This window comes from Rhizobium sp. CRRU65, from assembly GCF_048551595.1.
GTDB classification, from domain to species: domain Bacteria; phylum Pseudomonadota; class Alphaproteobacteria; order Rhizobiales; family Rhizobiaceae; genus Rhizobium; species Rhizobium leguminosarum_J.
This window is the reverse complement of the sequence record NZ_JBLYZH010000023.1, coordinates 74,611-96,661: the sequence shown is the minus strand read 5'-3', so window position 1 is coordinate 96,661 and position 22,051 is coordinate 74,611. Positions and strand designations below refer to the sequence as shown.

Genomic DNA, 22,051 nt, shown 5'->3' with positions numbered 1-22,051 from the left:
CTTGCAAATTTGCATTATTTGCATAATGTTTGCCCCATGAACGACCAAAAAATCAGACGGCCGCGTCAAGCCGATATAGCAACATTGGCCGGCGTCTCGGTCTCCACGGTGTCACGCGTGCTCGCCAACGAACCTGGTATCAGCGAAAGCGTGCGCCGGCAGATATTGAAGGTGGCAGCCGAGAACGGCTATCCCGTCAAGCCTGCTTCCGAAGCCGTTGCCGGGGGACTGGCGCTGATTGCCAGCGACGGCGTCACCGGCACTCTCAGCGTCTTTTATGAAGCGATCGTCGACGGCCTGCGCGCCGGCGCTGCCGAAGCGGGCATGCCCTTCGAAGTCCGGCTCGTCCGCGAGGACCGAACCACCCCGGATGCCGTGCGCGACTATATGCAGACCGCGCGCGCTGAAGGTCTCTTTCTCGTCGGTATCGACCCGAACGAGATGTTGCGCGACTGGCTGCAAGCCAGCATGACGCCCACGGTTCTTGTCAACGGCACCGATCCGAGGATGCAGTTCGATGGCGTTTCGCCGGCTAATTTCTTTGGCGCCTATGAGGCGACCAGCCGACTGATAAAGGCCGGCCATCGCCGCATCCTGCATCTGAGCGGCTCTCACCGCCATACGATCCGGGAGCGCGTGCGCGGCTTCGAGGCGGCGATCGCCGCCGCGCCCGGCGCCGAGGGCCGTCTCGTGTCCCTGGCTCTTCAAGGCAGCGCCAGCCGAGAGGCGCATGAACGCACGGCAGAAGCACTTGCCGAGAATGCCGGCTTTACCGCCGCCTTCTGCATGAATGATTTCATCGCCGTCGGCGTGCTCGAGGCCGTCACCGAGGCCGGGCTGCGTGTGCCGGAGGATTTCGCGATTGTCGGCTTCGACGATCTGCCCTGCGCGCTGATGACCAATCCGGCGCTGTCCACCATGCGTGTCGACCGCGCCGCCCTCGGGCGCGAAGCCGTTTCGCTGATGCTGTCCCGTTTCCGCAACAGGACGGCCTCCGCGCGCCACATCTGCCAGGCGGTCGTTCCCATTCCGGGAGGGACCGTTCCGAACGCCTAGAACAGGATGATTTAGGCGGGTCGGCCTGAATCTGAATCCTGTTCTAAATTAGATAGTTAGAGCATGATGTCGTCCGAAAACCGCTCACACTTTTCGGCATCATGCTCTAGAACCCGTGAGTGATACCGATGACCTATGATCCCGCCGGCGCCAACCCACTCGCAGGCAATCCGCTGGAAACCCGCGCCGATATGAGCCGCGCCCTGCTTGCGCTCTTCGATCCGCTGCTTGCCTGTTTCTCGAACGGTTATGCCCGCGTCACGCTCAATGGCGGCGGCGCCCATTTCGACCGGGCGGCGGCCGATCTGGAAGGGTTCGCCCGCCCGCTCTGGGGCTTGGCGCCGCTTGGCGCCGGCAACGGCGAATTCGCCCACTGGCATCGTTTTGCCGAAGGTCTCGCAAACGGCACCGATCCCGCCCATCCCGAATACTGGGGAACGGTCAATGGCCGCGACCAGCGGATGGTCGAGCTTGCGGCTCTGGGTTTTGCGCTGGCTCTGGTGCCCGAAAAGATCTGGGAGCCGCTCGATGCGCGCGCCCGTAGCAATGTCATCGCCTATCTCAAGCATGCCCGGCAGTTCGATTATGCCGACAACAATTGGAAATTCTTCCGGATCTTTGTCGATATCGCGCTCGATCGTCTCGGCGCCGATTTCGACCGCAGCCTGACGCGGCAATATCTTGAGGAGCTCGAAGGCTTTTATATCGGCGACGGCTGGTATCGCGACGGAAACGTCCGCCGCATCGACCACTACATTCCCTTCGCCATGCATTTCTATGGCCTGATCTATTCGAAGCTCGTCGACGACGATTATGCAAAGCGCTACCGCGAGCGCGCGGTCCTCTTCGCTCGCGATTTCCGGCATTGGTTTGCCGCCGACGGGGCGACGATCCCCTTCGGCCGCAGCCTGACCTATCGTTTTGCCTGCGCCGGCTTCTGGTCGGCGCTCGCCTTTGCCGATCTCGAGGCTCTGCCCTGGGGCGAGGTCAAGCATCTCTGCCTGCAGCATCTGCGCTGGTGGAAGGACAAGCCGATTGCCGATCGCGACGGTGTGCTGTCGATCGGTTTCGGCTATCCGAACCTGCTGATGTCGGAGAGTTACAATTCCGCCGGCTCGCCTTACTGGGCCTTCAAGGCCTTCCTGCCGCTGGCGATCGCTGAGGATCACCCATTCTGGACGGCGAAGGAGAAAGTGCCGGAACAAGCACCTGAGATCGTCCCCCAACGTCATCCCGGCATGGTGATCATGCGGGCGGGCGGCGATGTCATTGCGCTGTCGTCCGGCCAGGAAAACCTGCAGATGCGGTGCGGCACGGAAAAATATGCGAAGTTCGCCTATTCGGCCCGCTACGGCTTCAGCGTCGAGGCCGATGAGCGTGCCTTTGCGCTTGCCGCCTTCGATTCAGCGCTTGCCTTCAGCGATGACGGCCTGCACTACCGCGTCCGCGAAACGAACGAGGAAGCCAAGCTCGCAGGGGAGGTGCTTTATGCGAAATGGTCGCCTTTTGCCGATGTCGACGTTGAAACCTGGCTGGTGCCCGCTGCACCTTGGCATATCCGCCTCCATAGGATCAGGACAAGCCGGCCGCTACGGATTGCCGAAGGCGGATTTGCCATCGGCCGCCGGGACTTTGAGCTGGATACCCTGTCCGCTTCGGGTGGGTTTGCCTATGCGGTCGGCGAAGCCGACTTCACAGGCATTCTCGATCTCGGCTCTTCGGTCAAACGTTCGGGTGTTGTCCAGAAGGCAATGCCCAACACCAATGTGATCGTCGCGAAAACCCTCGTGCCGCAGCTGCGCGGGCAGATTCCGACCGGTGAAACCATCCTGATGACGGCAGTGCTGGCGCTTGACGATCCCGCCGCCCTCTTGTCTGCCTGGACGAGACCGCCGAAAGCGCCTGAGATTGCAGCGCTGGAGGCCCTGGTGAGGGAAAAGGGCGTGACAGTCAGTGCCATCGAAGCGCCCGGACAAATGCCATGAGCCAGCCGGCCATTATCCTTGCCATGCAACCGTCGCGCACGCAGCATGTCCTGCCGGATGAGGTCCTGCGCCGCCTGGGCGGCATCGGTCGCCTGCTGGATTCTGAGCCGCTACAGCGCTTCGACGACGAGCGTGCGAGGCGTCTGCTGGCCCAAGCCGAAATCCTGATCACCGGCTGGGGCGGGCCCTATGTCGGGCCTGAAATCCTCGCCGCAGCACCGCATCTGAAGCTCATCGTCCATGCCGCGGGCACGGTAAAGGGCGTCATCGACGACGCCATCTTCGAAGCCGGTATCCCGGTCAGCCATTCGGCCGAGGCCAACGCCGTGCCGGTGGCCGAATTCACGCTGGCGGCGATCATCTTCGCCGGCAAGCGTGTTTTCCGTTTCCGCGACCTCTACGTCGCCGACCGAAATCGCAACCGGACACATTTGATGCAGCGCGAAGCGATCGGAAACTACCGCCGCACTGTCGGCATCGTCGGCGCTTCGCGCATTGGCCGGCGCGTGATCGAGCTCCTGAAACCCTTTGACTATAGATTGCTGCTCGCCGACCCGACGCTTGATGCCGCCGAGGCAGCGGCCCTCGGAACGGAAAAGGTCGATCTCGACGAATTGATGCGGCAGGCGGATATCGTTTCCCTGCATGCGCCGTCGCTGCCGTCGACACAGCATATGATCGATGCGCGAAGGCTGTCGCTGATGAAGGACGGCGCGACGCTCATCAACACGGCACGCGGCATTCTCATCGATGAGGCCGCCCTGCTTTCGGTGCTGAAGACCCGCCGTATCGACGCGGTCCTCGACGTCACCGACCCGGAGATCCCGGAGGCGGGCTCCGCTTTCTACGATCTGCCGAATGTCTTTCTGACGCCGCATATTGCCGGCGCCATCGGGCTGGAACGGGCGCGCCTCGGCGAGATGGCGGTGGATGAAATAGAACGCTTCGTGACCGGCCAGCCGCTGCTTTACCAGATCCACCAGGCAAATCTCGAAAACATCGCCTGAGGCGGGCTCAGGCGAAGGGTATCAGCGCGACGTCCTCAGCGAATTTGGCGAACCGTCATTGGCAAGTTCGGGCATGAGATCGGCAATGTTGACCACCTTGCCGGTGCGCGAGCTCTCCAGCGCCGCAATGCCGCAAAGCACCGACATGGCGCCCGCCCGCGTGCCGGCGCGTTGCGCAAGCTTGTCTTCCATATCGGGCTTGAAGATCATGTTACGCATCCGGTCGTCGCCGCCGTAATGGCCGCCGGTGAAATGCGGAACAACGATGCGCTCCACTGCCTCCTTACCATCAGGGAAATTGCGGATGAGCAGGATCGTGTCCTGCTTCGGCTCTTCCCAGGGCTGGGCTTCATACTGGCGAAGCTCGATCCGCCCTTTGGTGCCGTTGAAGGCAAGGTGATGGCCTTCGATCGGCTGGAAGGTGTTCAGCGAATAGGAGACGTGGACATTGTTGCGGTAACGGAGCGACACCACCATCGTATCGGGAATGTCGATGTCCTCGCGGAAGACGCAGCCGTCACGGAAGTAGCCGTCGATCTTCGAGGGATCCTCGTAGAGTGAATCAAGGAAGGGATCGGCCTCGAGATCGAGATAATAGTCGCATTCATGCGCGTGCGGACAGAGCTTGCAGCGCGGGCCGCGGAACGGGCCCTTGCGGCCGTAATTCTGCAGGTCGGCGAAAGAGGTGACGGCATCGGGATCGCTGTCGAGGTACCAGTTCAGCAGATCGAAATGATGCGTTGCCTTGTGGACGAACAGACTGCCGGAATTTTCCGTATAGGCATGCCAGCGGCGGAAGTAGTCGGCGCCGTGCTTAGTGTTCAAATACCAATGAAAATCGACTGAGGTGACTCGGCCGATCTCGCCGGCATTCAGCAATTCCTTGATCTTCGCGGCCGTCGGCGCATAGCGATAGTTGAAGGACACGTCGACCCGGCGACCAGTGCGCTTTTCGGCATCCAGAATCCGGCGAATCTTCTCGACCGAGGTCGTCATTGGCTTTTCGGTGATGACGTCGATGCCGGACTCCAGCGCCCGCACGACGATATCGTCATGCGTATGGTCGGGCGTACAGACGATGACGAGATCCGGCTTCTGCTCAGCAAGCATCGAATCGATGTTTTCGTAGAGCGGCGCATTGCTGCCGATCATGTTGCGGGCGCGCTCGCCGCGCAGCGAATTCTTCTCGACAATGGCGGTCAGGTCGACATGCTCGCGCCAGCCGGCAAGCAGATCCTTGCCCCACATGGTGGTGCCGCGGTTTCCCGTGCCGATCAAGGCAAAACGGTGTTTCTCCATCGAATGATCCTCCTGCATACGTGATGAAACAAATACTGAAATCAGGCCTGGCAGCAGCTCCTGAAGCGCTCGACGCAGGTGGCGATCACTTCGTCGGCCGGGCGTTTCCACCAGTTTTCGGCCGAAAAGATCTCCACCTCCTGAGCGCCGAAGAAACCGGCGGCCTCCACCATCCGTCTTATGCCTTTGAGGTCGATCACACCATCGCCCATCATGCCGCGGTCGAGCAGCATGTCCTTTGTCGGCACCAGCCAGTCGCAGATGTGGTGGGCAAAAATACGTTTCATGCGCCCGGCGCGAGCGATCTGATTGGCAAGATCGGGATCCCACCAGACATGGTAGACATCGACCGCAACGCCGACATCCTCGCCGAGCTGCTCGCACATATCGAGCGCGTGGCCGAGCGTATTTACGCAAGCACGGTCGGCGGCATACATTGGATGCAGCGGTTCGATGGCGAGCTTCACGCCGGCAGCCTGCGCATGCGGCAAAACGGCGGCGATGCCGTCGAACACCATTCGGCGCGCGGCGGCGATGTCCTTCGAACTATCCGGCAGACCGCCGACGACGAGCACGAGGCAATCGGCGGAAAACGCTGCCGCCTCATCGATGGCCCGCCTGTTGTCGTCGAGGTTTTTCTGCCAGTCGGCATCGTTCGCCGCCGGGAAGAAGCCGCCGCGGCAAAGGCCGGTCAGCTTGATGCCGTTCGATTTGACGATCCGCACCGCCTCGTCGAGACCGACCTTGGCGACCTGGTCGCGCCACGGCGCAATCGAAGTGATGCCGTGTTTCAGGCAGATATCGACGGCCTCGGCAAAACCGCATTGCTCGCGGATCGTCGCCAGATTGATCGAAAGTCCTTCGACCTGCATGTCATTCTCCTCCCGTCACTACAGCGCCGCGCGTCTTTTCAGACGCGCAAAGGACGCTGTAGCACTTTGAATTGCTGCATAATTTTGTCCTCAAATCGGTTCCGACTTAAGGACAAAATTATGCAGCAGCCCGTGCTTCAGTTGACGCCGTGGACGGCAAGCACCTGTTTCATGCGCGTCGTTGCGAGTTCCGGATCGGCGAGAACCCGGGCCTTGTCGGCCAGGCGGAAGAGTTCGGCCAGATGTGTCAGCGAGCGCGTGCTCTGCTGGCCGCCGACCATGACGAAATGATCCTGCAGGCCGTTGAGATAGGCGAGGAAGACGACGCCGGTCTTGTAGAAGCGGGTCGGCGCCTTGAAGATGTGGCGCGACAGCGGCACGGTCGGCTCCAGCAGGTCGAAGAATTCATGGTTGCTCTTGCGGCCGAGCGCCTCGAGGGCCGCCGAGGCTGCCGGAGCGATGGCATCGAAAATGCCGAGCAGTGCGTCGGAATGGCCCTCTTCGTCGCCGGCGATCAGTTCGGCATAGTTGAAATCGTCGCCGGTATACATGCGCACGCCTTTCGGCAGCCGGCGGCGCATTGCCACTTCCTTCTCCTTGGAGAGCAGCGAGATCTTGATGCCGTCGACTTTTTCGGCATGGGCTTCGATTACCTCGAGGCAGGTGGACATTGCCTTGATATGATCACCATTGCCCCAGTAACCTTCGAGCGCCGGATCGAACATTTCACCGAGCCAATGGATGATGACAGGTTCCTTGACCTGGCGGAGGATCCGGTCATAGACGCGGATGTAGTCGTCCGGCCCTTTGGCGGCAGCGGCAAGCGCCCGGCTTGCCATCAGAATGATGCGGCCGCCGGCCGCCTCCACGGTTTCGATCTGCTCTTCGTAGGCCCTGAGGATCGTGTCGATAGTGACGTCGGGTCCCGGCGTCAGATGGTCGGTGCCGGCGCCGCAGGCGATCAGCGCATCCTTGCGGCCGGCCGCCTCACTGAGCGCCCGGCGGATGAGGTCGCGCGCTTCCGGCCAGCCGAGGCCCATGCCGCGCTGCGCCGTATCCATCGCTTCGGCAACGCCGAGGCCGAGATCCCAGAGCCGATGGCGGAAGGCGAGCGTGCGCTCCCAATCGATCGCCGGCGTCAGCCAGGGATCGTTGTCGGCGAGCGGATCGGCGACGACATGGGCGGCGGCAAAGGCGATGCGCGGAAAGGCCTTGGCGTCGCGCTTGGCGAGCACGATCGGCGTGCCGGTCAGCGTGTAGGGAACGATCTTGCCGTCGAGAGGGAGATTGATCGTCGTCACGGCTCAGAACTCCAGTGCGGGAACGTCGAGCCAGCGACGCTCGGCCCAGGATTTCAGGCCGAGTTCGGCAAGCTGCACGCCCTTGGCGCCGGCTTCCAGGCCATAGGGCCACGGCGCGTCTTCGACGACATGGCGGATGAACATTTCCCACTGCGCCTTGAAACCGTTTTCGAAGGCCTGCGTGTCTGGAACCTCATCCCAGGTCTTGTAGAAGTCGATCGTCTGCGGCTGGTCCGGATTCCAAACCGGCTTCGGCGTGTTGACGCGGTGCTGACTCCAGCATTTCGTCAGACCGGCGACGGCCGAACCATGCGTGCCGTCGACCTGGAAGGTGACGAGGTCGTCGCGGCGGACGCGGACGGCCCAGGAGGAATTGACCTGCGCGATCGCGCCGCCTTCGAGCTCGAAGGTCGCATAGGCCGCATCGTCGGTGTCGCAGTCATAGGGCTTGCCCTGCTCGTCGATGCGGCGCGGAATATGCGTAGCACCGAGGCAGGATACGGCTTTGACCTCCCCGAACAGGTTGTCGAGCACGTAGCGCCAGTGGCAGAGCATGTCGAGGATGATGCCGCCGCCGTCGCCCTTGCGGTAGTTCCAGGACGGGCGCTGGGCCGGTACGCCCCAATCGCCTTCAAAAACCCAGTAGCCGAATTCGCCGCGCACCGAGAGGATCTTGCCGAAGAAGCCGGAATCCCTGAGCAGCGCCAGCTTGCGCAGGCCGGGCAGGAAGAGTTTGTCCTGCACGACGCCATGCTTGAGGCCGGAGCCGCGCGCCTTGCGGGCAAGGTCGAGTGCCACCTGAAGATCGTCGGAAATCGGCTTTTCGCAATAGACATGCTTGCCGGCATCGAGCGCCTTGGACAGCAGCTCGGCCCGCATCAGCGTCGTGCCGGCGTCGAAGAAGATCGTGTCGCCGGGATTGGCGAGCGCGGCATCGAGATCCGTCGACCAGCGCTTGATGCCGTGCTTCTTCGCCAGCTCTTCCATCTTGGCGCCGTTGCGGCCGACGATGATCGGGTCGATCTCGAGTTTCTCACCCGATTTCAGCGTAATGCCGCCCTCGTCGCGGAAGGCGAGAATCGAACGCACCAGGTGTTGATTGTAACCCATGCGGCCGGTGACGCCGTGCAAGATGATCCCCAAGCGTGCCATTTTTTCCTCCCAGCAGATTTTTGCGGCGGGAGCGGGCATCCTCGTCCGGTCCTCCCGAGCCGGTAACTAAACAGTTACTTGATGGCAGAAGAGCAGCGCGGCTGTCAATAGTCAAATCGGAATTTCGAGATCAGAGCCTTTCCGGGTCAGATTGCGGCATTCTGCCGGAGCAGGTTTTCGTCAGGGCAAAGGCGATTGGCGAAGGGCATACCTTGGTACGTCCGAGGCGATCGCCTTTGCCCTGGCGGAAAGATGCCCGGCCCTTCGGGTTGGCTGAAACGGGCCGGTCGGCCATCCGACTCCGTTTGAGCCGACAGAATGCTGCAATCTAACCCGGAAAGGGTCTAGCGCTTGATCGAGGTCAGCGTGACGTGGACGATATGCCTTTCCCAGGCATTGAGATGGGTCGGCTCGATCAGGTCGCGGCCGAAGATCGTCGAAAGCGTGTACTGGTTGGACAGGTAGAAATAACCGAGCGAGGCGATCGTCAGGTAGACATGCAAGGGATCGGCGGTCTCGATGAAGACGCCCTGCTTCTTTCCCCGCTCGAGCACGTCCGAAAGCTCGCCGATCAAATGCGAATGCAATTCTTTGAGCCGGACGGACTGGCGCAGCCAGCGGGCCCGATGCAGATTTTCCGTGCCGAGCAGGCTGAGGAATTCCGGATGCTGGAGGAAGTAACGCCAGGTGAAGAGCGCCAGTTCGCCGATGCCTTCCTCGGGGCTGCGGTCGCCGATATGCAGCGCGCGTTCGGCGGTGCGGATGCCGACATAGGCCTCTTCGAGCACTCTGAGGTAGAGCTGCTCCTTGTCGCCGAAATAATGATAGAGCATGCGCTTGTTGGTGCCGGCGCGCTCGGCGATGGCGTCGACACGAGCCCCGCCCATGCCGTTTTCGGCAAATTCCCGGGTTGCCGCGTCAAGGATCGCGGCGCGCGTCCGCTCCGGATCGCGTTGGGCCGTTCGTTCGGCAGGTGGGCGCCGAGACCTTTTCTTTTCCCCGTTCTCGCCGCTGTCGTTCATTTCTCCACCTCCGCCTTCCCATGTTGCGCTCATAAGCCTTCGGTGCGAAATTGTAAAAACCGAATTTGAAAAGCCCGCGAGCGACACCGCTTGACACGCTCGCCGCTTTGCCCGTAGCTTGTAACCAATTAGTTATTTATGCAAGGGTAACTAGGTCCGGAAGCGTGTGGAGGCGCTTCCCTTTGGAGGAGGAAAAGAAATGACATTCCGTGTAAGCAGACGTAATTTCGTTGCGGGAGGAGCGACGCTTCTTTCGCTCTCGGCGCTGGGAACCAGCGCTTTGGCACAGGAAACGCGCTTGCGTCTCCTGTGGTGGGGCTCGCAGCCGCGTGCGGATCGCACCAACAAGGTGTCGCAGCTCTATCAGTCGAAGAAGCCAGGCACCTCGGTGACCGGCGAATTCCTCGGCTGGGGCGACTACTGGCCGCGCCTTGCGACCCAGGTCGCCGGCCGCAACGCGCCCGACGTCATCCAGATGGATTATCGCTATATCGTCCAGTATGCGCGGCGCGGCGCGCTCGCCCCGCTCGAATCCTATATGCCGGCCAAACTCAACCTCGACGATTTCGACAAGGCGCAGATCGAAGGCGGCAGCGTCGACGGCCATCTCTATGGCGTCAGCCTCGGGGCGAATTCGGCCGCCACGGTCCTGAACACCACCGCCTTCAAGGAGGCCGGCGTCGATCTGCCGACCCAGGCGACCACCTGGGAAGAGTTCGCCCGCATGGGTGCGGAGATCACCAAGGCAGGCAAACGCAAGGGCATGTTCGGCTTGGCCGACGGCAGCGGCGGCGAACCGCTGTTCGAAAACTGGCTGCGTCAGCGCGGCAAGGCGCTTTATACCGCCGACGGCAAGATCGCCTTCGACGTGGACGATGCCTCCGAATGGTACGACATGTGGGCCAAGTTCCGTGCGGCCGGCGCCTGCGTTCCTGCCGATGTCCAGGCTCTCGACAAGAACGATATCGACACCAACACGGTTTCGCTCGGCAAGTCGGCCGCCGGTTTTGCCCATTCCAACCAGTTCGTCGCCTATCAGGCAATGAACAAGGACAAGCTGGCGCTGACCAACTACATGCGCATTAAGCCGGAATCGAAGGGCGGCCACTATCGCAAGCCTTCGATGTTCTTCTCGGTCTCCGCCCAGTCGAAAGCCGTGGACCTGGCCGTGGACTACGTCAATTTCTTCGTCAAGAACCCCGAGGCAGCGCTGCTTCTGGATGTCGAACGCGGCATTCCGGAATCGAGCGCCATGCGTGAGGTCGTCGCGGCGAAGCTTGATGAGAACGGCAAGGTTGCGCTGGCCTATGTCAGCGGCCTGGGCGATCTCGCCGGCAAATTGCCGCCGCCGCCGCCTGCCGGCGCCGGTGAAGGTGAGTTGATGTTACGCAACATCGCCGAACAGGTCGGCTTCGGACAGCTGTCTCCCTCCGACGGCGGCAAACAGCTTGTCGCTGAAATCACGCAGATTCTCGCACGAGGCTGATCCCGTATGAGCAATGCGATGCGCACGCCCGCAGGAGCCATCAATGTGGAAAGATATCAGGGGGCCGTGGCCGAAGGACGCTTCAGGCGTCTGTGGAATGCCAATGCTCCCGGCTATCTCTTCCTTCTTCCATGGCTCATCGGCTTTTTCGGGCTGACGCTCGGGCCGGCCCTGATTTCGCTCTACCTTTCCTTCACCGACTTCGACATGCTTCAGTCGCCGCGGTGGGTGGGAATGGCGAATTACGTGCGCATCGCCACGGCGGACCCGAAATTCTCGGCCGCCATGCATGTCACCCTGACCTATGTCGTCTTCTCGGTGCCGTTCAAGCTGACCTTCGCATTGCTGGTCGCCATGGCGCTGAACCGCGGCTTGCGTGGGCTGTCGGTCTATCGTGCCATCTTCTATCTGCCGTCACTGCTGGGCGGTAGCGTGGCGATCGCCGTGCTCTGGCGTCAGCTTTTCGCCAGCGATGGCCTCGTCAATGCCGCGCTTTCATATTTCGGCATCGAAGGTCCAAGCTGGATCTCGCATCCGAACTATTCGATCTACACGCTGGTGGCTCTTTCCGTCTGGCAGTTCGGCTCGCCGATGATTATTTTCCTGGCCGGCCTGCGCCAGATCCCGCAGGATATGTATGAGGCCGCGAGCCTCGATGGCGCCTCCAAGTTCCGGCAATTCTACAAGATCACGCTGCCGCTTCTGACGCCGGTGATCTTTTTCAATGCCGTCGTTCAGACGATTGATGCTTTCAAGGCCTTCACGCCGGCCTTCATCATATCAGGCGGCACCGGCGGTCCGATCAACTCGACGCTGTTCTACACTCTCTACCTCTATCAGGAAGCCTTCGGCAATTTCCGCATGGGCTATGCCTCGGCGCTCGCCTGGATCCTGGTGGTGATCATCGCGATCTTCACCGCCTTCTCTTTCCTGACCTCGCGTTACTGGGTGCACTACGATGACTGAGATGACCGCTTCCGTCACTGCGGCCAGGCCGCCATCCGACATCACCAAACGCAGCCTGCCGGCGTCGCTGATCATCCACGCCCTGCTGATCGCTGCTTCACTTTTAATGCTTTATCCGCTGTTGTGGATGGTTTCGGCATCGGTCAGGCCGGAAAACGAGATCTTTTCGTCGACCTCGCTCATCCCGTCGTCGATCGATTTCTCCTCCTATGCGCGCGGTTGGGTCGGCCTCGATGTCAGCTTCGGCCGGTTCTTCTGGAATTCGCTGGTCATCTCGCTGCTGGTGGTGACAGGCAATGTCATCGCTTGTTCGCTGACAGCCTTCGCCTTTGCGCGGCTGCGTTTTGTCGGCCGGAACTTCTGGTTCGCGATCATGCTCGGCACGTTGATGATCCCCTATCACGTGACGCTGATCCCGCAATATGTGCTCTTTCTCGATCTCGGCTGGGTCAACACCATCCTGCCGCTTGTCGTGCCGAAGTTCCTGGCAAGCGATGCCTTCTTCATCTTCCTGATGGTGCAGTTCTTCCGAGGCATCCCGCGCGAACTCGATGAGGCGGCGATGATGGATGGCTGCAGCGCTTGGCGCATCTACTGGAAAATCATGCTGCCACTGTCGCTGCCGGTGATGGCAACGGCTGCGATCTTCTCCTTCATCTGGACCTGGGACGATTTCTTCGGTCCGCTGATCTACCTGAACGATATGAACACTTATACGATCCAGCTCGGCCTGCGCACCTTCGTCGATTCCACCAGTGCATCGGATTGGGGCGGTTTGTTCGCCATGTCGACGCTGACGCTCGTGCCGGTGTTCTTCTTCTTCCTGTTCTTCCAGCGCCTGCTGATCGAGGGCATCGCCACGACGGGTATGAAGCGTTGATGGCGATAACGGGAAAGAGCGACATGAGCATCAGGACGGTGGCGATCGTTGGTTGCGGTATCGGCCGCTCCCACATCGTCGAAGGTTACCTGCCGCATTCCGATAAGTTCAAGGTCGTGGCGATCTGCGACCTGAACGAGCAGCGCATGGCGGCGGTCGGCGACGAGTTCGGCATCGAACGGCGCACCACTTCTTTTGCGGAACTGCTGGCCGACGACACGATCGAAATCATCGATATCTGCACCCCTCCCGGCATCCATCTGGAACAGGTGGTCGCGGCCCTGGCTGCCGGTAAACATGTCGTCTGCGAAAAGCCGCTGACGGGCTCGCTTGCCGCCGTCGATACCATCATGGAAGCGGAAAAGACTGCCAAGGGCGTGCTGATGCCGATCTTCCAGTACCGTTACGGCGACGGCATTCAGAAGGCCAAGCGGATCATCGACGCCGGTATTGCCGGCAAGCCCTATACCGCTTCGGTCGAAACCTTCTGGCTGCGCAAGCCGGAATATTACGCCGTGCCTTGGCGCGGCAAATGGGCGACGGAGCTTGGCGGCGTGCTCGTCACCCATGCCCTGCATCTGCACGACATGCTGATGCATCTGATGGGCCCGGCGGCCAGGGTCTTCGGCCGCGTCGCCACCCGTGTCAACGATATCGAGGTCGAGGATTGTGCCTCCGCCAGCTTGCTGATGGAAAACGGCGCCTTTGTCTCGCTGTCTTGTACGCTTGGTTCGCAGGAACAGATTAGCCGGCTCAGGCTGCACTTCGAGAATGTCACTTTCGAAAGCAGCCACGAGCCCTATACCCCCGGCAAGGACCCCTGGAAGATCATCGCCGCGAATGACGATGTGCGGGAGCAGATCGAACGGGTGGTTGGCGACTGGCAGCCGGTTGCGCCGCGTTTCACCACGCAGATGGGCCAGTTCCACGCTTTCCTCAGTGGCCATGCGCCGCTGCCGGTGACGACGAAGGACGCCCGCCGCGCGCTGGAACTCGTCACCGCCATCTACCAGTCTTCCGACAGCGGCGCTGACGTGCCGCTACCGGTTGGTCCCGACAGTCCGAAATACGCCGATTGGCGCGCAAGAACGAAGTAACCGGTAAAATAAGAAGAGAGGGTTTGAGAAGATGGCAACCAGTGTCGTTCTTCAGAAGGTCGAGAAGCGCTACGGCTCGCTGGATGTGATCCATGGCATCGATCTGACGATCGATCCCGGCGAATTCGTCGTTTTTGTCGGCCCCTCGGGCTGCGGAAAATCGACCCTTCTGCGCATGATCGCCGGTCTCGAGGAGATCACCGGCGGCGGGCTGCTGCTCGACAACGAACGCATGAACGAGGTGGCGCCCGCCAAGCGCGGCATCGCCATGGTCTTCCAGTCCTATGCGCTCTATCCCCATATGTCGGTCTACAAGAACCTCGCCTTCGGCCTGGAGACGGCGGGTTACAAGAAGGCCGATATCCAGCCGAAGGTGAAGCGCGCCGCCGAGATCCTGCAGATCGAGAAGCTGTTGGAGCGTAAGCCGAAGGCGCTCTCCGGCGGCCAGCGCCAGCGTGTCGCCATTGGCCGCGCCATCGTGCGCGAGCCGCGGATCTTCCTGTTCGACGAGCCGCTGTCGAACCTCGATGCCGAACTGCGCGTGCAGATGCGCGTCGAGATCTCCCGCCTGCATCGCAGCCTCGGCAATACGATGATCTATGTCACCCATGACCAGGTCGAAGCCATGACGATGGCAGACAAGATCGTGGTGTTGAATTCCGGCCGTATCGAGCAGGTTGGCGCGCCACTCGATCTCTATAACAACCCGGCCAACCGCTTCGTTGCCGGTTTCATCGGCAGCCCGAAGATGAATTTTTTGAAGGCCCGCATCGAGCAGGTCGGCGAGACCGAAACCAGCATCCATGTCTGCGGCAATTCCGTCCGCCTGCCGCGCCGGCTGAAAGGCGGGGCAGGAGAGGAGGTCACCTTCGGCATTCGCCCCGAGCATCTTTCGCTGGCCGAAGGCGCCATCACGCTCTCGACCGTCAATGTCGATCTCGTCGAAAATCTTGGCGGCGCCACCATGCTCTACACCACCACGCCGGATAACCAGCTCCTGACCGTCGCGCTTGACGGCCAGCAGAAGGTGGAGCGCGGCGCCAATGTGAAGGCTTCCTTCGATCCGGCCCGCTGTCACGTCTTCGACGCGTCCGGCAAGACGATCTGACCCCACGGCATAATTCCTTAAATCGGAATCGATTTAAGGATAAATTATGCAGTAATTTAAAAGTGTTACAGCGTCCTTTGCGCGTCTGAAAAGGCGCGCGGCGCTGTAGCGGCTGCTTGACAGCCGATCCTCCTCTGGCCCATCATTTCACGAGGGGCCGCAAGGGGGTTGAGCATGACGCCTGAAGATAGGATTCATGCGCTTGGCATCTGGCAGGGGCCGATCGCAATCTCGCCGATAGCAGGCGGCATCACCAACAGGAACTATCTGGTCAGCGATGCCGTCGCGCGCTGCGTGGTCAGGCTCGGCACCGATATTCCGATCCATCACATCAACAGGCAGAACGAGCTTGCCGCAAGCCGCGCGGCGCATGCCGCCGGCATATCGCCTGCCGTCATCCATCATTCGCCGGGCGTGTTGGTGCTCGAATATATCGAGGCGCGGGCGCTTTCGCCGGAGGATATCAGGACGCCGCAAATGCTCGCCCGGGTCTTGCCGCTGGTGCGCGCCTGCCATCGCGACATCGCCCGGCATTTCCGCGGCCAGGCGATGATCTTCTGGGTCTTCCACGTCATCCGCGATTACGCCGCCAATCTGAAGGCGTCGGAAAGCGTCTATCTTTCTCTGCTGCCGGGGCTCACCGGCAGGGCTGAGGCCCTGGAAGAAGCGGCAGGGCCTTTCGAGATTGCCTTCGGCCACAACGACCTGCTGGCCGCCAACTTTCTCGATGACGGCAAGCGGCTCTGGCTGATCGACTGGGACTATGCCGGTTTTAACTCGCCGCTTTTCGATCTTGGCGGTTTGGCCTCCAACAACGAGTTCTCGGAAGCGGCCGAGCACACGATGCTGGAGACCTATTTCGACCGGCCGCTGACCGATGATCTTAACAGGCGCTACGCCGCAATGAAATGCGCTTCGCTGCTGCGCGAGACGCTCTGGAGCATGATTTCGGAAATCCATTCCACCATCGATTTCGATTACGCCGGCTACACGGCCGAAAATCTCGCGCGCTTCGAGCGCGCCTATCAAGCCTTTGAACAGGATCAATAAATGACGAAGGAATTACCGAAGACGGCAAAGGCCGTGGTTATCGGCGGCGGCATCATCGGCTGCTCGACGGCCTACCATCTCGGCAAGCTTGGCTGGACCGATACCGTCCTGCTGGAGCGCAAGAAGCTTACCTCGGGCACCACCTTCCACGCCGCCGGCCTCGTCGGCCAGCTGCGCACCAGCGCCAACATCACCCAGCTTCTTGGCTATTCCGTCGATCTCTACAAGCGGCTGGAAGAGGAAACGGGTCTCGGCACCGGCTGGAAGATGAATGGCGGCCTGCGCCTTGCCTGCAACGAGGAACGCTGGACCGAGGTCAGGCGCCAAGCGACCACCGCGCAGTCCTTCGGCCTCGAAATGCAATTGCTGACCCCGCAGGAAGCCTTCGATCTCTGGCCGCTGATGACAATAGACGATCTCGTCGGTGCCGCCTTCCTCCCGACCGACGGTCAGGCCAATCCCTCCGACATCACCCAGGCGCTGGCAAGGGGCGCCCGCATGTCGGGCGTTTCGATCTTCGAGGATACCGAAGTCCTCGACCTTGAAATCGACAAGGGGAGGATTCGTGCCGTGATCACGGCGCAAGGGCGCATCGAATGCGAGCGCGTCGTCGTCTGTGCCGGTCAATGGACGCGTGCCTTCGCCGCCCGCTTCGGCGTCAACGTGCCGCTGGTCTCCGTCGAGCACCAATACATCATCACCGAATCCTTCGGCGTGCCCTCCAACCTGCCGACGCTGCGCGATCCCGATCGCCTGACCTATTACAAGGAAGAGGTCGGCGGCATCGTCATGGGCGGCTACGAGCCGAACCCCATTCCCTGGGCGAAAAACGGCATCCCCGACGGTTTCCACTACACGCTGCTGGACAGCAACTTCGACCATTTCGAGCAGATCATGGAACAGGCGCTCGGCCGCGTTCCGGCGCTGGAAAACGTCGGCGTCAAGCAGCTGTTGAACGGCCCGGAAAGCTTCACGCCGGATGGCAACTTCATTCTCGGCGAGGCGCCGGAGCTAAAGAATTTCTTCGTCGGCGCCGGTTTCAACGCCTTCGGCATCGCCTCGGCCGGTGGCGCCGGCATGGCGCTTGCCGAATGGGTGACGAAGGGCGAGCCACCCTATGATCTCTGGCCGGTCGATATCCGCCGTTTCGGCCGGCCGCATTTCGATACCGACTGGGTGCGGACACGCACGCTCGAAGCCTACGGCAAACATTACACCATGGCCTGGCCGTTCGAGGAACATTCAAGCGGCCGCCCCTGCCGCAAATCGCCGCTCTATGACCGGCTGAAGGCGCAGGGCGCCTGTTTCGGCGAAAAGCTCGGCTGGGAGCGGCCGAACTGGTTTGCCGATCTCTTCGCCAACGAAGAGCCGAAGGATATCTACAGCTACACCAGGCAGAATTGGTTCGACGCGGTCGGCCGCGAGCATAAGGCCGTGCGCGAGGCGGCCGTCATCTTCGACCAGACCTCCTTTGCCAAATTCGTGCTGAAGGGCAGGGATGCTGAGGCAGCGCTGTCCTGGATCGCCTCCAACGATGTCGCAAGGCCGGTCGGCTCGCTCATCTACACGCAGATGCTGAACGACAAGGGCGGCATCGAATGCGACGTGACGGTCGCCCGCATCGCCGAGAACGAATATTACATCGTCACCGGTACAGGCTTCGCCACCCATGACTTCGACTGGATCGCACGTAATATCCCGGCGGAGATGCAGGCCGAGCTGGTCGATGTCACATCCGCCTATTCCGTGCTGTCGCTGATGGGACCGAATTCCCGCGCCGTGCTGGAAAAGGTGACGGGCAGCGACGTCTCGAATGCGGCCTTCCCCTTCGGCAAGGTCAGGACCATCGGCATTGCAGGCTGCCCCGTGCGGGCTCTACGCATCACCTATGTTGGCGAGCTTGGTTACGAGCTGCATGTTCCCGTTGAATATGCGACCACGGTCTATGACGTGCTGATGGCATCAGGCGGCGAGCTCGGCCTCGTCAATGCCGGCTATCGCGCGATCGAGAGCTGCCGCCTGGAAAAGGGTTATCGCGCCTGGGGGTCGGATATCGGACCCGACCATACGCCTGTTGAGGCCGGTCTCGGCTGGGCGGTGAAGATGCGGAAGAGCATTGCCTTCCGCGGCCGTGAGGCGATCGAGCGGCAGCTTTCGGGAGGCGTCAAGAAGCGCCTCGCCTGTTTCGTCCCCGAGGATGCCGATGCCGTGCTGCTCGGCCGCGAAACGATCTATCGCGACGGCAAACGCGTCGGCTGGCTGTCGAGCGGCGGCTTCGGTTATACGCTGGGCAAGCCGATCGGCTATGGATACGTCCGCAACCCCGACGGCGTGACGGAAGATTTCGTTCTCTCCGGCACCTACGAGCTTGATGTCGCGCGGCAACGCATCCCCTGCAAGGTATCGCTGTCGCCGCTCTACGATGCCGATATGGCGCGGGTGAAAGCCTGACGAACTCGAATTACCTCATTCTTTGCCTTCGAGCGAAGCTTTGAGGACAGAGATGACGAGGAGAGGGCACGCCGTGTGAGCCCCCCTCTGCCCTGCCGGGCATCTCCCCCACGGGTGGGGAGATCGCAAGTAGCCTAAACTTCCTACTCATCTACCGTTTTGTCGGGCTGGACGCTGATTGTTTGGGGAAGCCGTTGCGTCTAGCCAATCTCCCCACCTGTGGGGGGAGATGCCCGGCAGGGCAGAGGGGGGCGACCACGGCACGCCCTCTCATTGCAAGAACCCAGCCACCCCGCGTTGGCGTGACTTACTATACTTGCGCAAAACGACTCTCCTGGGCTGAAGCAGAGCCTGCGCCAGCGGTTCCAAGCCTCAGAAAAGCGGCAACCGGTCGTCCTGGATCAGGATCTCCAGCTTGTCAGCCACATCCTGCGCCCAGGCCCGGTGGGCTGTCAAAGCCGCCGGGAAAAGTCCGGGAAGGGTGAAGAGAGCCGCCGAGATCGCCAGGCCGGTGCGCGGTATATCAGCGATGAGAGCAGCGATTTCGCCAGCACGGGGATCGCGCAATTCGTAGCGCTCACCATTGCCGTGCTCGCCGATCGCATAACGCATCCATGCCGCAACGGCGATCGCATAGGTCTCCGCCCTGTCGCCATGCGCCAGCGCCTCGGTTGCCGGTTCCAGCAGCCGCTGCGGCAGTTTCTGCGTGCCATCCATGGCGATTTGATAAGTGCGATGTGCGATCGCCTTGTTTGCAAAGCGCGCTATCAATTCGCTGGCATAGGCATCGAGATCGATGCCCGGCACCGCATCGAGCGTTCTCGCCGCTGCATGCATGTGCCGGTAGGCAAGGGCCGCCAGGGCTGCATCGTCCATCACGTCGCGGATGAATTCATAGCCGCCGATGTAACCGAGATAGGCGAGCAGCGAATGCGCGCCGTTCAGCATCCGGAGCTTCATCTTCTCGTAAGCCGAAACATCGGTGACCATCAGCGCGCCGGCCTTGTCCCAGGCCGGCCGGCCATTGGCGAAATGATCTTCGATCACCCATTGCGTGAAGGGTTCGGTCTCGATCGCCGCGAGATCCTGCCGTCCGGTCAGCCGTTCGGCATCCTGGTAGGTCGCCTCCACGCTGGCGGGCGTGATGCGGTCGACCATGGTCGAGGGGAACGGCACATTTGCCTCGATCCATTGACGAAGCGAGGGGTCGACGCGTTCGGCAAAATCGAGAACCAGTCGCTTCAGGATGGCGCCGTTGCTCGGAAGATTGTCGCAGCTGAGCGGCGTGAAAGGTGGAACGCTCTTGGCCCGGCGCCGGGAAAGCCCCTCGACCAGATAGCCGATGACGCCGCGCGGCGCATGGCGGTTGGCAAGGTCGGCCGCCACATCGGCATGGTTGAGATTGAGCCCTCCCGTCGCGGTATCCATGCCATAGGCTTTTTCCGTCACCGTCAGGCTGACGATGCGGATGGTCGGATCTTCCAGACGATCCAGCAGTCCTGACGGATCGCGTGTCGCCACATGTGCCCGCAAAATGGGGCCGATCACCTGCGCTGTCGTGCCCGACGTATCGCGGATCAGCATCGTATAGAGGCCGTTCTGCTCGTTGAGGTGATCGGCGACATCGGCGGTGCGCAGGCTCGCCACTTCGATGCCCCAGTCTTCGCCGCTTGTCGCAAGTGCGGCATCGGTAAACGGCGCGAAATGCGCGCGGAAAAAGGCGCCTGGCCCAAGATGCAGGATGCCGCTTTTCAGCTGGTTGCGGTCATAGGCGGGACGCTTCGCCGTCGGGGCGAGGCCGGAAAGGGTCTGCAGTCGTTCGGTCACAGCTTGTAGGCCTTCTTTGCATTGCCGTAGGAGAGCTCGCCCGCGACGATCTCGGCTTCCCGCTTGGAAATCCGGTGCTCGGCGGCAAGCTGGGCAAGGAAGCGGCAGACTTCGCGGCGCCAGACGTCATGCCGGGCCGGGATCGAAAGCAGCGCGCGCGTATCGTCGTTGAAACCCGCCATATTGGCAAAACCCGCCGTCTCGACGACTTGGTCGAGGTAGCGCCGGATGCCGTTCGGGCTGTCGTAGAACCACCAGGGCGGGCCGATCATTAGGCAGTGCCAATGGCCGACCATTGGCGCCATCTCGCGCGCATAGGTCGTCTCGTCGAGCGTGAACAAAAGCACCCGCAAACCCGGTGCGTGACCATATTTTGATAGTAGCGCATTCAAGCCGCCGACCCAGTCCGTGGGTGTGGGGATATCGGCGCCCATATTCGGGCCTCGGGTCGCAAAAAGTCCGCGGTCGGTATTGCGTCTGGAGCCGGCATGGATCTGCATTACCATGCCGTCCTCAGCCGAAAGCCCGGCCATCTCGGTCATCATCTGGCCACGGAAGAGCTCGGCCTCTTCGGCCGAAAGCGGACCCTTCAGCGCCTTCTCGAGCAGCGCCTGCTTTTCCGCAAGCGGCAGGTCGGCGGTAAAGGCTGTGGGCACGCCGTGATCGGTCGCGGTGGCGCCGAACTGGCGGAAATAGGCGCGCCGTCGCCGATGCGCCTCGATCAGGCCGTCCCAGCGCGTCACCTCTGTGCCGGTGATCTCTCCGAGCTTGACGAGATTGTCGCGGAAGCCGACGGCATCGGGATCGGTGACGCTGTCCGGCCTGTAGGTGGTGCGCACCTTGCCGATCCATCCGTCGGCCGCCATCTTCTGGTGATGCGCCAGAGGATCGAGCGCCCCATCCGTCGTCGCGATCGTTTCGATGCCGAATCGCTGATGCAGCGCCCGCGGGCGGAATTCGGGAAGGGCAAGCTGGGCATTTATATGGTCGTAGAGCGCATCGGCATTGTCAGATGTCAGCGGCTCGGTGCAGCCGAGTACGGCCGACATGGCGTGGTCGACCCAAAGGCTCGAAGGCGTCCCGCGGAAAAGGTGATAATGCGCGGCAAAAGTCCGCCATATCGCCCGTCCCGTTGCCACCTGTTTGCCGTCGAGCCGCGGCACGCCGAGCTCGTCTAACGTGACGCCGACGCTGTGCAGCATGCGGAAGAGATAGTGATCGGGAATGACCAGCAGCGAGGCCGCGTCTTCAAAGGGCTTGTCGTCGGCGAACCAGGAGGGTTCAGTATGCCCATGCGGACTGACGATCGGAAGATTGCGCACCGTCTCGTAGAGATCTCGCGCGATGGTCCGTGTTGCCGGATCAGCCGGAAAAAGCCGGTCCGGATGAAGAAAGCCGTTTCCTGCATCCATCAGTATTCCTCCCAGATGGATAACGGCCTACCCCACAACATCCGGCGCGGCAAGGTCTTTTAGTAACCAAACGGTACAGT

Annotated in this window: 17 protein-coding genes; 10 read left to right on the top strand and 7 right to left on the bottom strand. The window is 61.5% G+C overall.

The window, feature by feature from the left end; all coding sequences use genetic code 11:
* Positions 1 to 36: 36 nt before the first annotated feature.
* From ACM5SV_RS33160 to ACM5SV_RS33150, 3 genes are all read left to right on the top strand, one after another.
* On the top strand, positions 37 to 1,056 hold the full coding sequence (locus ACM5SV_RS33160) for a LacI family DNA-binding transcriptional regulator (protein ID WP_222017990.1): 1,020 nt from the start codon (positions 37 to 39) through the stop codon (positions 1,054 to 1,056).
* Between the two features lie 128 nt (positions 1,057 to 1,184).
* Positions 1,185 to 3,041: a DUF2264 domain-containing protein gene (locus ACM5SV_RS33155; protein WP_222017992.1), complete on the top strand. Its 1,857-nt coding sequence runs from the start codon at positions 1,185 to 1,187 to the stop codon at positions 3,039 to 3,041.
* The gene (locus tag ACM5SV_RS33150) at positions 3,038 to 4,048 is read left to right on the top strand and encodes a hydroxyacid dehydrogenase (RefSeq protein ID WP_012759611.1); all 1,011 of its coding nucleotides are present in this window, start codon (positions 3,038 to 3,040) and stop codon (positions 4,046 to 4,048) included. The genes ACM5SV_RS33155 and ACM5SV_RS33150 overlap by 4 nt, the downstream gene beginning before the upstream one ends.
* A gap of 21 nt (positions 4,049 to 4,069) precedes the next feature.
* Here the strand turns inward: ACM5SV_RS33150 and ACM5SV_RS33145 are convergent, their stop codons facing one another.
* From ACM5SV_RS33145 to ACM5SV_RS33125, 5 genes are all read right to left on the bottom strand, one after another.
* A complete protein-coding gene (locus ACM5SV_RS33145; protein ID WP_222017995.1) occupies positions 4,070 to 5,347 on the bottom strand; it encodes a Gfo/Idh/MocA family protein in 1,278 nt (425 codons plus the stop codon).
* Positions 5,348 to 5,388: 41 nt separating this feature from the next.
* Positions 5,389 to 6,219, bottom strand: a complete 831-nt coding sequence (locus ACM5SV_RS33140; RefSeq protein WP_221971866.1) for a sugar phosphate isomerase/epimerase family protein — start codon at positions 6,217 to 6,219, stop codon at positions 5,389 to 5,391.
* 137 nt (positions 6,220 to 6,356) lie between these two features.
* Positions 6,357 to 7,520, bottom strand: coding sequence for a dihydrodipicolinate synthase family protein (locus ACM5SV_RS33135; protein ID WP_221971867.1), 1,164 nt, complete (start codon positions 7,518 to 7,520; stop codon positions 6,357 to 6,359).
* A 3-nt stretch (positions 7,521 to 7,523) separates the two neighbouring features.
* The gene (locus tag ACM5SV_RS33130; RefSeq protein ID WP_018068691.1) at positions 7,524 to 8,672 is read right to left on the bottom strand and encodes a Gfo/Idh/MocA family protein; all 1,149 of its coding nucleotides are present in this window, start codon (positions 8,670 to 8,672) and stop codon (positions 7,524 to 7,526) included.
* Between the two features lie 344 nt (positions 8,673 to 9,016).
* Complete coding sequence (locus tag ACM5SV_RS33125) at positions 9,017 to 9,694, bottom strand: TetR/AcrR family transcriptional regulator (protein WP_012759616.1); 678 nt, start codon at positions 9,692 to 9,694, stop codon at positions 9,017 to 9,019.
* Between the two features lie 199 nt (positions 9,695 to 9,893).
* On the opposite strand from ACM5SV_RS33125, the gene ACM5SV_RS33120 reads away from it, so the two are divergent.
* From ACM5SV_RS33120 to ACM5SV_RS33090, 7 genes are all read left to right on the top strand, one after another.
* The gene (locus ACM5SV_RS33120) at positions 9,894 to 11,180 is read left to right on the top strand and encodes an ABC transporter substrate-binding protein (protein ID WP_012759617.1); all 1,287 of its coding nucleotides are present in this window, start codon (positions 9,894 to 9,896) and stop codon (positions 11,178 to 11,180) included.
* A 6-nt stretch (positions 11,181 to 11,186) separates the two neighbouring features.
* Positions 11,187 to 12,146 carry a carbohydrate ABC transporter permease gene (locus tag ACM5SV_RS33115; RefSeq protein ID WP_003555743.1) on the top strand — a complete coding sequence of 320 codons (960 nt, stop codon included), beginning with the start codon at positions 11,187 to 11,189 and terminating at the stop codon, positions 12,144 to 12,146.
* Positions 12,139 to 13,026, top strand: a complete 888-nt coding sequence (locus tag ACM5SV_RS33110; protein ID WP_026157525.1) for a carbohydrate ABC transporter permease — start codon at positions 12,139 to 12,141, stop codon at positions 13,024 to 13,026. The genes ACM5SV_RS33115 and ACM5SV_RS33110 overlap by 8 nt, the downstream gene beginning before the upstream one ends.
* A complete protein-coding gene (locus ACM5SV_RS33105) occupies positions 13,026 to 14,123 on the top strand; it encodes a Gfo/Idh/MocA family protein (RefSeq protein WP_222017997.1) in 1,098 nt (365 codons plus the stop codon). The genes ACM5SV_RS33110 and ACM5SV_RS33105 overlap by 1 nt, the downstream gene beginning before the upstream one ends.
* A 31-nt stretch (positions 14,124 to 14,154) precedes the next feature.
* On the top strand, positions 14,155 to 15,231 hold the full coding sequence (locus ACM5SV_RS33100; protein ID WP_018068689.1) for an ABC transporter ATP-binding protein: 1,077 nt from the start codon (positions 14,155 to 14,157) through the stop codon (positions 15,229 to 15,231).
* Positions 15,232 to 15,405: 174 nt separating this feature from the next.
* On the top strand, positions 15,406 to 16,281 hold the full coding sequence (locus ACM5SV_RS33095) for a phosphotransferase (protein WP_222017999.1): 876 nt from the start codon (positions 15,406 to 15,408) through the stop codon (positions 16,279 to 16,281).
* Complete coding sequence (locus ACM5SV_RS33090) at positions 16,282 to 18,732, top strand: GcvT family protein (protein WP_222018000.1); 2,451 nt, start codon at positions 16,282 to 16,284, stop codon at positions 18,730 to 18,732.
* 372 nt (positions 18,733 to 19,104) lie between these two features.
* Here the strand turns inward: ACM5SV_RS33090 and ACM5SV_RS33085 are convergent, their stop codons facing one another.
* Together ACM5SV_RS33085 and uxaC are read right to left on the bottom strand one after the other, a co-directional pair.
* Positions 19,105 to 20,559, bottom strand: coding sequence for a mannitol dehydrogenase family protein (locus ACM5SV_RS33085; RefSeq protein WP_222018002.1), 1,455 nt, complete (start codon positions 20,557 to 20,559; stop codon positions 19,105 to 19,107).
* On the bottom strand, positions 20,556 to 21,971 hold the full coding sequence (gene uxaC / locus ACM5SV_RS33080) for a glucuronate isomerase (RefSeq protein ID WP_222018004.1): 1,416 nt from the start codon (positions 21,969 to 21,971) through the stop codon (positions 20,556 to 20,558). Before uxaC ends, ACM5SV_RS33085 begins: the two co-directional genes overlap by 4 nt.
* Positions 21,972 to 22,051 lie beyond the last annotated feature (80 nt).